At 73.9% G+C, this 9,145-nt stretch carries 6 protein-coding genes; 5 read left to right on the top strand and 1 reads right to left on the bottom strand.

Annotated elements, in window-relative coordinates; all coding sequences use genetic code 11:
• On the bottom strand, positions 1 to 1,483 hold a 1,483-nt coding region (locus tag LCE31_RS07345; RefSeq protein WP_225013183.1), incomplete at its 3' end, for a PucR family transcriptional regulator ligand-binding domain-containing protein.
• Between the two features lie 379 nt (positions 1,484 to 1,862).
• On the opposite strand from LCE31_RS07345, the gene LCE31_RS07340 reads away from it, so the two are divergent.
• From LCE31_RS07340 to LCE31_RS07320, 5 genes are all read left to right on the top strand, one after another.
• On the top strand, positions 1,863 to 2,750 hold the full coding sequence (locus LCE31_RS07340; RefSeq protein ID WP_225013182.1) for an FAD binding domain-containing protein: 888 nt from the start codon (positions 1,863 to 1,865) through the stop codon (positions 2,748 to 2,750).
• A gap of 3 nt (positions 2,751 to 2,753) precedes the next feature.
• Positions 2,754 to 3,365, top strand: coding sequence for a (2Fe-2S)-binding protein (locus tag LCE31_RS07335; protein WP_225013181.1), 612 nt, complete (start codon positions 2,754 to 2,756; stop codon positions 3,363 to 3,365).
• 2 nt (positions 3,366 to 3,367) lie between these two features.
• Complete coding sequence (gene pucD, locus LCE31_RS07330; protein WP_225013180.1) at positions 3,368 to 5,764, top strand: xanthine dehydrogenase subunit D; 2,397 nt, start codon at positions 3,368 to 3,370, stop codon at positions 5,762 to 5,764.
• Positions 5,765 to 6,038: 274 nt separating this feature from the next.
• On the top strand, positions 6,039 to 7,496 hold the full coding sequence (locus LCE31_RS07325; RefSeq protein WP_225013179.1) for an NCS2 family permease: 1,458 nt from the start codon (positions 6,039 to 6,041) through the stop codon (positions 7,494 to 7,496).
• Between the two features lie 50 nt (positions 7,497 to 7,546).
• Positions 7,547 to 8,806 carry an XdhC family protein gene (locus LCE31_RS07320; protein WP_374118425.1) on the top strand — a complete coding sequence of 420 codons (1,260 nt, stop codon included), beginning with the start codon at positions 7,547 to 7,549 and terminating at the stop codon, positions 8,804 to 8,806.
• Positions 8,807 to 9,145 lie beyond the last annotated feature (339 nt).

Genomic DNA, 9,145 nt, shown 5'->3' with positions numbered 1-9,145 from the left:
CCCCGCGGTGGGTGCGCGGCCCCGCGCCGCCCTGGCCGGCGGCGCGCGGCGCGCGCCCCGCGGCCACGACGGCGCCCGCGGGGGGCCCGGCGCCGCGCGCCGCGTCCGTACCGCCGGACAAAGCGTTGCCCGCCGGGTCCTGGTCCGGGGCGGAGGCTGCGGCCCCCGACGCACGCCCGGCGCCAGGGCCCGAGACGGATTCCGCCCCGCCGCCCCCCCCCCCCCCCCCGCCGGCCCCCCCCCCCGCGCGGGGCTCCCCGTCCGTGAGGGACTCGGTGTCCGTACGGGATTCCACCGCGCCGCCGTCCGCCGCCCGCTCCCCGCCGGGCGGCAGCGGTACGAGTGCGACGGCCTCGTCACCCGTGTGCGCCACCGCCACGCGGTCCGCCGCCCGGCCGCCCGGGCGGGCCGGCGTCGCGAGGATCTCCTCCAGCACCGTCTGGAGCACGGCCGGACTGCCGGGCGCGGCCCGCGGCCCCGACCACTCCAGACTCGCCACGACGATCTGCCAGTTCGGCGCGGCGCCGCCGCCCGGCAGCAGCACCGGCGCCGCGACCCGCAGCCGCGCCGCGATCTCCGCGGGCGCCGCGCCCGCCTGGACCAGCTCAAGGATCTCCTGCGCCAGCCTGCGCCGTACGGCGTGCGCGGCATCCCGCCGGTCGCGCTCCACCGCGATGAGCTGGGTGACGCCCTGGAGCAGGTCGAGCCGCTCCGCGGGCCAGTCGCCCGCGTCGGCCTCCACCGCGAGCAGCCACTCCGACAGCGCCCTCTCGCGCGGCTCGCGCGGCACGTACTCGACCGGGTCGCCGCCGCGGCCCGGGCCCCGGATCGCGAACAGCGAGTACACCGTCGAGTCGATCACCGCGCGGTAGGGGCCCCTGCGCCCCGTGCGGGCCGCCGCCAGATGCGCGGCGGCGAGCCCCGCGGCCCTGCCCTCCGGCAGCGGCGCGCCCGAACTCGCGACGCGCCGCCCGGTCGGCGAGAGCACCCAGGCCCGCAGGTCGAGGTCGGAGCCCAGCAGGTCGAGCACCGCGTCCGGGCCGCCGCCCGCCGGTCCCGACGTCATCAGCCTGCGGTGCCGGTCCACGACGGCGGCGAGGTCGCCCGCGCGCTCGCCCGACACCTGCCGGACCACGTGCTCGGTGACGGTCGCGAAGGACACCGCCGTGTCCACCGCGAGCAGCGGCAGCCGGTGCCGCGCGCACGCCGCCACCAGGTCGTCGGGGATGCCGTTCAGATCGGCCTCGCCGACCGCCAGCGCCGCGACGCCCGCAGCCGCCAGAATCCCGACGAACGGTTCGGAGTCGGCGGCGTCCCGCCGCCACACCAGGCCCGTCAGCACCAATGCGCCGGGAGACAGGTACCGGCTCGGGTTGCGCAGATCCGTCGTCATCACCCCGCGGACCGGGCGGTCGAGCTCGTGCTCTCCGCCCAGCAGTCTCAGGCCCAGGCCCTCGGTCTCCAGCAGTGCGCGCAGCCGCATCGTGTCGTCGCCGTTTCTCGTCGTTCGTGCGTCTCCCGCCGGGAGCCTGGCCGGCAGCCGCGGAGACGCGGGGAGGTCGGGAAGTCGGGGAAGTCGGGATGAGGAGGACCGCACGCCACCGGGACGGGACGGGACCGTGAGGCTGCCGGGACCCCCGTCGTCCGGCATTCGTTCGAATCTACAAGACCGGGCGGCGCACCGGCCAACCGCTTCATGGTTTCCGTGACTGCACCGGACGGAGCACGCCTTGTGTACTGGGGCCACGCAGCGTCAACAGCTCATGAACACCAGTCGAGCACACCCCGGCCGGGTCCACCGCCCGCCGGGCCGGCCGTCCCCGGATCTCGCAGACCGACCACGAAGATGAAGAGAGCCACGCATGGACTTCCTTCGCCCCGCGAGCTGGGAGGAAGCGCTCGCCGCCAAGGCCGCGCACCCCACCGCGGTGCCCATCGCAGGGGGCACGGACGTCATGGTCGAGATCAATTTCGATCACCGCCGGCCCGGACACCTCCTGGACCTCAACCGTGTCGCCGAGCTCTACGCCTGGGAGGTGGGGGAGGGGAGCGTACGCCTCGGCGCGTCGGTGCCGTACGCCCGGATCATGGAGCACCTCCGTGCGCAGCTGCCCGGTCTCGCGCTCGCCTCGCACACGGTCGCCTCCCCGCAGATCCGCAACCGCGGCGGTGTCGGCGGCAACCTCGGCACGGCCTCGCCGGCCGGGGACGCGCACCCCGCGCTGCTCGCCGCGGGCGCCGAGGTGGAGGCCGAGTCCGTACGCGGCAGCAGGCTCATCCCGATCGACGACTTCTACACGGGCGTCAAGCGCAACGCGCTGGAGCCCGACGAGCTGATCAGGGCCGTGCACGTGAAGAAGGCCACCGGGCCCCAGCAGTACTCGAAGGTCGGCACGCGCAACGCCATGGTCATCGCCGTCTGCGCCTTCGGGCTCGCCCTGCACCCCGAGACCCGCACCGTGCGGACCGGCATCGGCTCGGCCGCACCGACCCCCGTGCGCGCCGAGGCCGCCGAAGAGTTCCTGAACGCCGCCCTCGAAGAGGACGGGTGCTGGGACAGCGGCGCGCCGCTCGCCCCCTCGGTGGCCGCGCGCTTCGCGGAGCTCGTCACCGGAGCCTGCAACCCCATCGACGACGTGCGCGGCACCGCCAGGTACCGCAGGCACGCCATCGGGGTCCTCGCCCGCAGGCAGCTCGGCTGGACCTGGGACCAGTACCGCGGCACCCGCACTCTTGAAGGAGCTGCGTAACCCATGCGTGTGAATTTCACTGTGAACGGCCGGCCGCAGGAGGCCGACGACGTGTGGGAGGGCGAGAGCCTCCTGTACGTCCTGCGCGAGCGGATGGGCCTCCCCGGCTCCAAGAACGCCTGCGAGCAGGGCGAATGCGGTTCCTGCACGGTCCGCCTGGACGGCGTGCCGGTCTGCTCCTGCCTGGTCGCGGCCGGCCAGGCCGAGGGCCGCGACGTCGTCACCGTCGAGGGCCTCGCCGACTACGCCATGGAGCGCGAGCTGACCTCGGCGGCCACCCCGCCGGCCGGGCCCGCCGCCGCGCCGACGGGGACGCCGCTCGACGCCGCCAGGCGCTGGCAGGCCCGTCCCGGCCTCGCCGCCGACTCCCTGACGGGGGAGGGCCTGCCCCTCTCACCGGTCCAGCAGGCGTTCATCGACGCGGGCGCCGTCCAGTGCGGCTTCTGCACCCCCGGCCTGCTCGTCGCCGCCGACGAGATGTTGGAGCACAACCCGTCGCCCACCGACGCGGACATCCGCGAGGCGCTGTCCGGCAACCTCTGCCGCTGTACGGGGTACGAGAAGATCCTCGACGCGGTACGCCTCGCCGCGGCCCGGCAGAGCGGGGGGAACTGACGATGCCGCAGCAGCCACGCGTCACACCGGGCCGCCTCACCCAGGGCACCGGCGCCAAGGGAGGCATCGGCGAGTCCACCCTCCGCCCCGACGGAACCCTCAAGGTCACCGGCGAGTTCGCGTACGCCTCCGACATGTGGCACGAGGACATGCTCTGGGGCCACACCCTGCGCTCGACCGTCGCGCACGCGGAGATCCGGTCCATCGACACCGCGGAGGCGCTCGCCACCCCCGGGGTGTATGCGGTCCTCACCTACGACGACCTGCCGACCGACGTCACCCACTACGGCCTGGAGATCCAGGACACGCCGGTGCTCGCCCACGGCAAGGTGCGCCACCACGGCGAACCCGTCGCGCTGGTCGCCGCCGACCACCCGGAGACCGCGCGGCGCGCCGCCGCGAAGATCAAGGTCGACTACGCGGAACTGCCCGTCGTGACCGATGAGGCCTCCGCCACGGGAGAGGGCGCGCCGCTCGTCCACGAGCACCGCGACGACCACCACTCCGGCCACGTCCCGCACCCCAACATCGTGCACCGGCAGCCCATCACGCGCGGCGACGCCGACGCGGCGGCGGCCCGCGCCGATGTGATCGTCTCGGGCGAGTACTACTTCGGGATGCAGGACCAGGCGTTCCTCGGGCCCGAGTCGGGGCTCGCCGTGCCGTCCGAGGACGGCGGCGTCGATCTGTACGTGGCCACCCAGTGGCTCCACTCCGACCTGCGCCAGATCGCGCCGGTCCTGGGGCTGCCCCCGGAGAAGGTCCGGATGACGCTGTCCGGCGTCGGCGGCGCCTTCGGCGGCAGGGAGGACCTGTCGATGCAGATCCACGGCTGCCTCCTCGCGCTGCGCACCGGCAAGCCCGTCAAGATCGTCTACAACCGGTTCGAGTCGTTCTTCGGCCACGTCCACCGCCACCCCGCACGGCTGTGGTACGAGCACGGCGCCACCCGGGACGGCAAGCTGACGCACCTGCGGTGCCGCATCGTGCTCGACGGCGGCGCCTACGCCTCCGCGTCGCCCGCCGTCGTCGGCAACGCCGCCTCGCTGTCGGTGGGGCCCTACGTCGTCGACGACGTCGACATCGAGGCGCTCGCCCTCTACACCAACAACCCGCCCTGCGGCGCGATGCGCGGCTTCGGCGCGGTCCAGGCGTGCTTCGCCTACGAGGCGCAGATGGACAAGCTCGCGAAGGAACTCGGCCTGGACCCGGTGGAGTTCCGGCAGCGCAACGCGATGAGCCAGGGCGCGGTCATGCCCACGGGCCAACGTGTCGACTCGCCCGCTCCCGTCGCCGAACTGCTGCGCCGGGTCAAGGCGAGGCCCCTGCCGCCCGAACAGCAGTGGGTCAGCGCGGGCGAGGCCGCCGACGTGCGCGCCCTGCCCGGCGGCCTGTCCAACACCACCCACGGCGAGGGCGTCGTGCGCGGTGTCGGCTACGCGGTCGGCATCAAGAACGTCGGCTTCTCCGAGGGCTTCGACGACTACTCCACCGCGCGGGTGCGGCTCGAAGTCGTGGCGGGCGAACCCGTCGCCGTCGTACACACCGCGATGGCCGAGGTCGGGCAGGGCGGCATCACCGTCCACGCCCAGATCGCCCGCAGCGAGCTCGGCGTCTCCCAGGTCACCATCAACCCCGCCGACACCCAGGTCGGTTCGGCGGGCTCCACCTCCGCCTCCCGGCAGACGTACATGACGGGCGGCGCCGTCAAGAACACCTGTGAGCACGTGCGCGAGAAGGTGCTGGAGCTCGGCCGCCGCAAGTTCGGCACCTACCACCCCGCCTGGGCGACCGCCGAGCTGCTGCTCGAAGGCGGCAAGGTCGTCACCGACGGCGGCGAGGTGCTCGCCGGCCTCGCCGACGTACTGGAGGACGAGGCGATCGACCTGGAGCTGGAGTTCAGGCACCGGCCGACCGAGGCGTTCGACCTGCGCACCGGGCAGGGCAACGGCCATGTGCAGTACTCCTTCGCCGCACACCGCGCCGTGGTCGAGGTCGACACCGAACTCGGCCTCGTCAAGGTGGTCGAGCTGGCGTGCGCGCAGGACGTCGGCAAGGCCCTCAACCCGCTGTCGGTGCTCGGCCAGATCCAGGGCGGCACCACCCAGGGCCTCGGCGTCGCCGTCATGGAGGAGATCATCGTCGACCCGAAGACCGCGCGGGTGCGCAACCCGTCCTTCACCGACTACCTGATCCCCACCATCCTCGACACCCCGACGATCCCCGTCGACGTGCTCGAACTCGCCGACGACCACGCCCCGTACGGCCTGCGCGGCATCGGCGAGGCGCCCACTCTCTCGTCCACCCCCGCGGTGCTCGCCGCGATCAGGAACGCGACGGGGCTCGCGCTGGAGCGGACCCCGGTACGCCCGGAACACCTCACCGGCACCGACGCCTGAGGGCGCGGAGCCCCGGGAGGCACACCAAAAGAACAACACAACAGAACAACACGCACAACAGAACAACACGTACAACAGCACAGCACCTCACGCGCGGCACAGCGCCGCACCGTCACACCGCGACACCCTCCTCGTGCCGCGACAGCCGGACCCTTCGTTCGTCTCGGGCCGTCCCCCGGGTCGTGCAGCCACTTACCATCCCAAATCCCTCTCGCCGCGCCGCGGACCACCGCGGCCGGCGCGGGTGCCCCTTTGAACCTTGGGAGCAGGCATCATGACCCCATCGCAGGTAGCCATGACCCCGGCCGAGGAAGCGGGCGAGGGCTCGCGTCCCCCGGCCGGCCGGTCCTGGCTCGACCGCTACTTCCACATCTCGGCCAGAGACTCCACCGTCGCGCGGGAACTGCGCGGCGGCATAACGACCTTCATGGCCATGGCCTACATCCTGCTGCTCAACCCGCTGATCCTGTCCGGGCAGGACGCCGCCGGCCACACCCTCGCCCAGAAGGCGCTGATCACGGCGACCGCCACCGGCGCCGCCTTCACCACACTGCTGATGGGCTTCGTCGGCAGGGCGCCGCTCGCGCTCGCGGCCGGCCTCTCCGTCTCCAGCGTGGTGTCCACGCAGGTCGCGCCCGTGATGACCTGGCCGCAGGCGTTCGGCATGTGTGTCATGTACGGCATCGTGATCATGCTGCTCGTCGTCACGGGCCTGCGGGAGCGGGTGATGAACGCCATCCCGCTGCCGCTGAAACACGCCATCACCATGGGCATCGGGATGTTCATCGCGCTGATCGGCCTGGTGAAGGCCGGTTTCGTGCACCCCGCGCACGGCGGCAACCCGCTCTCGCTCGGGCCCGCGGGCCAGCTCGTGGGCTGGCCAGTGCTGCTCTTCAGCGTCACCCTGCTGGCGATCTTCATGCTCCTGGCCCGCAAGATCCCGGGCGCCATCCTCATCGGCATCATCGCCGGCACGGTCGTCGCCGTCGTCCTGAACGCGGCCGGGGTGGTCGACCCCAAGCAGTGGGGGAGCGGCGCGCCCGCGCTGCACGGCAGCGCGGTGTCCATGCCGGACTTCTCCCTCTTCGGCGACCTGCGGTTCGGCGGGTGGAGCCAGGTCGGCGGGCTGACCGTCGGGATGATCGTGTTCACCCTGGTGCTCGCCGGCTTCTTCGACGCCATCGCCACCATCATCGGCGTCGGCAACGAGGCCGGACTCGTCGACGCCAGGGGCCGTATGCCGGGCCTGTCCAAGGCCCTGTTCATCGACGGCACCGGCGGTGTGGTCGGCGGCGTCGTGGGCGGTTCCGGCCAGACCGTCTTCGTCGAGTCGGCGACCGGCGTCGGCGAGGGCGCGAGGACCGGCTTCGCCTCGGTCGTCACCGGACTGCTGTTCGCCGCCTGCCTGTTCTTCACCCCGCTGACCCGGATCGTGCCCGGCGAGGTCGCCGCGGCGGCCCTGGTCGTCATCGGCGCGATGATGATGCAGAACGCGCGCTTCGTGGACTGGAGCGACCGCGCCGTCGCGCTGCCGACCTTCCTCACCGTCGTGCTGATGCCCTTCACGTACTCCATCACCGCGGGCGTCGCGGCCGGCACGGTCTCGTACGTCGCCATCCGCCTCGCCCAGGGCAGGGCCAGGGAGATCGGGCCCTTCATGTGGGGGCTCACCGTGATCTTCGTCGTCTTCTACGCGCTCCATCCCATCGAGTCGTGGCTCGGCGTCTCCTGACACCGCCTCTGACTCCGACTCCGCCTCCGCACAGCCGAAGGAGAACCACCATGCTGGACATCGCCGAAGCGCTGCACCGGTGGGCCCGGCAGGGGCGCGACTTCGCCGTGGCCACGGTGGTGGCTGTCAGCGGCAGCGCGCCCAGGATGCCGGGCCCCCCCCCCCCCCGCGCCCGCGGCCCCCCCCCCGGGGGGTGGGGGGGGGGGGGCCCCCCCGCGGGCCCCCCGGGGGGGGGGGGGGGCGCCCCCCCCCCCGGCCGCCGGGCCCCCCCCCCCGCCGCCCCCCCCCCCCCCACCGCCGTGGGATCGGTCTCGGGCGGCTGTGTGGAGGGCGCCGTCTACGAGTTGGCCGCGGAGTCGCTCAGGACCGGGGACAGCGTGCTCCAGCGGTTCGGCTACAGCGACGAGGACGCGTTCGCCGTCGGACTGACCTGCGGCGGTGTCATCGACATCCTGGTCACCCCGGTACGTGCCGACTCGCCGGGCAGGCCCGCGCTGGCCGCCGCTCTCGCCGCCTCCGCGGCGGGGGAGGCGGCGGCCCTCGCCCGGGTCGTGGACGGGCCGGCCGGCCTGCTCGGCGGCGCCCTGCTGGTACGCCGGGACGGCACGTACGAGGGAGGGTTCGGCGGGCCCTCCGAACTCGACCGTACGGCGGCCGGGGAGGCGCGGGCCCTGCTGGCGGCGGGCCGCACCGGCACCGTCGAGATCGGCGAGGACGGCTCGCGCTGCGGACGGCCCGTCACCCTCTTCGTCGAGTCGAGCGCCCCGCCGCCCCGGATGATCGTGTTCGGCGCCATCGACTTCGCGGCGGCGCTCGTCCGCATGGGGAAGTTCCTCGGCTACCACGTCACCGTGTGCGACGCGCGGCCCGTCTTCGCCACCCGCACCCGCTTCCCCGAGGCCGACGAGATCGTCGTGGACTGGCCGCACCGCTACCTCGGGGCCACGTCCACGGACCACAGGACCGTGCTGTGCGTGCTCACCCACGACGCCAAGTTCGACGTGCCGCTCCTGGAGGTGGCGCTGCGGCTGCCCGTCGCGTACATCGGGGCCATGGGCTCGCGGCGCACCCACCAGGACCGCCTCGGACGGTTGCGCGAGGCCGGGCTGACCGACGTCGAACTCGCCGCGCTGCGCTCACCGATCGGCCTGGATCTCGGGGCGCGGACCCCGGAGGAGACGGCGCTGTCGATCGCGTCGGAGATCGTCGCCGTATGCCACGGCGGTACCGGTGTGCCCCTCGCGGGCGCCGGCACGCCGATCCACCACGAGGGGCCGGGGCCGCTGCGGGTGGGGTCGGCGGCCAGATGATCACACCGGTGCGCGCCCGGCGTCCGGGAGCCCGGCGCGCCGGATTCCTTGGCGCGCAAGGGTGCGTGCAAGGGGTGTTGCGCGGAAGGCACCGCGCGCGGGGGCGCGTGCACCGGCAGCGCCACTGGTGCGCAAATGTCTGGATTCCGTAACCCGTTCCGGGACTTTTCACCACCTTGGTGAACGGTCCCGCACAGTGTGACCGCGCCCGCCGATCGGCCGGGCGCAGGCACTGTCGGGGGCCCCGGGGGGGGCCGGGGGCCGGCGGGGTTCAAGTTGAGCTCCGCAGCCCGCCCCGCCCCGGGGCGGGGGGGGGCGGGCGGGGGGCCCGGGGGGGGG

The organism is Streptomyces sp. 8L (genome assembly GCF_020176795.1).
Lineage (GTDB): Bacteria > Actinomycetota > Actinomycetes > Streptomycetales > Streptomycetaceae > Streptomyces.
The sequence above is the reverse complement of the archived record's forward strand: the minus strand, read 5'-3'. Positions and strand labels throughout refer to the sequence as shown.

Bases quoted from the DNA above. Each gene is read 5' to 3' on its own strand.
- LCE31_RS07340 (WP_225013182.1), top strand. From the start codon at position 1,863: ATGGACTTCCTTCGCCCCGCGAGCTGGGAGGAAGCGCTCGCCGCCAAG.
- LCE31_RS07335 (WP_225013181.1), top strand. From the start codon at position 2,754: ATGCGTGTGAATTTCACTGTGAACGGCCGGCCGCAGGAGGCCGACGAC.
- pucD (WP_225013180.1), top strand. From the start codon at position 3,368: ATGCCGCAGCAGCCACGCGTCACACCGGGCCGCCTCACCCAGGGCACC.
- LCE31_RS07325 (WP_225013179.1), top strand. From the start codon at position 6,039: ATGACCCCATCGCAGGTAGCCATGACCCCGGCCGAGGAAGCGGGCGAG.
- LCE31_RS07320 (WP_374118425.1), top strand. From the start codon at position 7,547: ATGCTGGACATCGCCGAAGCGCTGCACCGGTGGGCCCGGCAGGGGCGC.